The organism is Bacillus cereus (genome assembly GCF_002567495.1).
Taxonomy (GTDB): Bacteria; Bacillota; Bacilli; order Bacillales; family Bacillaceae_G; genus Bacillus_A; species Bacillus_A cereus_AQ.
Genome location: NZ_NVAP01000108.1, coordinates 1 through 2328 on the forward strand (window position 1 = coordinate 1; position 2328 = coordinate 2328).

The window sequence follows — 2328 nt, forward strand, 5'->3', positions numbered from 1 at the left end:
GACTCGTCTTTTTTGTGTTTTGTAACTTTTTTCAAGGCTAATTACATATCTATATAAATTTTATTCAATTTCTTTCATGATTTTTGATATGTAATTTAAGATTTTCTATTTTATTTCTTAAAGATAGGATCTATCCATGTGTTAAAATAGTACAGTTGTTTTTTTGATGTACTTTAACATAAGAAGATCTAAGTTAGAAAAGGAGATAATATGAAAAAGATAGGTGTAATTACTATAGTAGTCTTAGTCCTTCTAGCAATCGTGTATATGTTAGTTGGGAATTATTTTTATAACTACGCGTTGAATGCGAAACAAGAAAAAGAATTTTTACAAGATAATCCTCATTTAGCGGAAACGGTGAATGCATCGGGAGATGTATTGGCTACAAATGAAGACAAGAATGCGAACTTCGTATCGAAGTATAAACCTAACACATTAACTATACGTTCTTTCGATAAACTGAATTTAAAAGGTTATGAATATATGAATGAACCATCTAGTCATAAATGGGCAATTGTAGTTCATGGCTACAATGGTAGAGCGTCAGAAATGACGAAATATATCCGGAACTTTTATGAACAAGGCTATAACGTTATAGCACCAGATCTTCGTGGACATGGAAATAGTGAAGGAGATTATGTTGGCATGGGCTGGCATGATCGTAAAGATGTTTTAATTTGGATTCAACAAATCTTAAAGAAAGACCCTAATGCTGAAATAGCTCTATTTGGTGTTTCAATGGGTGGAGCAACTGTCATGATGACTTCAGGAGAAGATTTACCTTCTAACGTTAAAGTTATTATTGAAGATTGTGGATACTCAACTGTTATTGACGAGTTTACTTATCAACTAAAAGATTTATTCCACTTGCCGAAGTTCCCTGTTATGAATGCGGCAAATACGGTTACTAAATTAAGAGCTGGGTATGATTTAGAAGAGGCCTCGGCTGTGAAGCAAGTTGCGAAAAGTAAAACACCTATGCTATTCATTCATGGGGATGCTGATACATTTGTTCCTTTTGAAATGTTAGATGAAGTGTATAATGCTGCAAAAGTAGAGAAAGAGAAATTAATTGTTCCAGGTGCGGGACATGGAGAAGCGGAGAAAGTTGATCCAAATAAATATTGGAATACTGTATGGAAGTTCGTAGGGAAGTATATTCCGGCATAATTAAAGTTGTTTCATTTTCATAGACGATAATCGGAGGGATAATAGTTAATCCTTTTGATTATCGTTTTTTTATTAATTAGGTATTCTACTATAAGTGTACTTTTGTATGTACTATATGAAGGGGATAGAGCAAAAACTTTTGAATTCCTTAATCTCAGTGCTACAATGATTGAAAACTAGATGTTAATGAGGTGTTTATATGAAAATTGAAGTTTGGTCTGATTTTGTATGCCCTTTTTGCTATATTGGGAAACGTAGATTAGAGATGGCTTTAGAGCAATTTCCACATAAGAAGGATGTTGAAGTTGAGTTTAAAAGTTTTGAGTTAGATCCGAATACTCCCGTATACTCTGGAACAAGTATTAATGAAGTGCTTGCATCAAAGTATGGGATTAGTATTGAAGAAGCTAAGCGTAATAATGTACAACTAGGAAATCATGCAGCTAGTATGGGTTTAAGTTTTAATTTTGAAGAGATGAAGCCGACGAACACTTTTGATGCACATCGTCTGGCGAAGTTTGCAAAGGATAAAGGGAAAGAAAAAGAGATTACGGAAAATCTACTTTTCGCATACTTCACTGAATCGAGAAATTTAAGTGATGTGGATACGCTCGCTACTATCGCTGAAGCTTCAGGGTTAGATAAGCAAGAAGCTTTAAATGTTATTAATGATAAAAATGTGTATGCAAACGATGTTAGGGTTGATGAAGCGATTGCGCAGCAATATCAAATTTCGGGAGTACCTTATTTTATTATTAATCAAAAGTATGCTATTTCAGGTGCACAACCACTTGAAACTTTTGTTGGTGCACTCCAGCAAGTTTGGGAGGAAGAGAATCCTGCACCGAAGTTACAGGAACTTTCAGCAGATGGTGGAAGCGAACTTTCTTGTACTGATGGAAGTTGTTCAGTGCCGTCAAAAGAATAATAACTTTTATGATGAAATAGCACCCTATAGATAGTTCTGTGGGGTGCTTGTATATAACTATAGAAGAAATGCGTAAATAGATAATTTGATTACGTAAATGAATTCTATAAAATATAAAGTTTTTTAAAAAACGTATTGACGATTATACAAATGAAGTGTAATATAGAACAAGTCGCCGATGCAATAACGCAGAAGACGACAAACGAAATAAAAAACTTAGTTGACATTAA

The 2328-nt window shown here is 33.8% G+C and carries 2 protein-coding genes; both read left to right on the forward strand.

Annotated features, from left to right (window positions below):
- Positions 1–210: 210 nt before the first annotated feature.
- Positions 211–1170 carry an alpha/beta hydrolase gene (locus COK05_RS30490; RefSeq protein ID WP_098615492.1) on the forward strand — a complete coding sequence of 320 codons (960 nt, stop codon included), beginning with the start codon at positions 211–213 and terminating at the stop codon, positions 1168–1170.
- Positions 1171–1369: 199 nt separating this feature from the next.
- Positions 1370–2098: a DsbA family oxidoreductase gene (locus COK05_RS30495; protein ID WP_098615493.1), complete on the forward strand. Its 729-nt coding sequence runs from the start codon at positions 1370–1372 to the stop codon at positions 2096–2098.
- Positions 2099–2328: the final 230 nt, after the last annotated feature.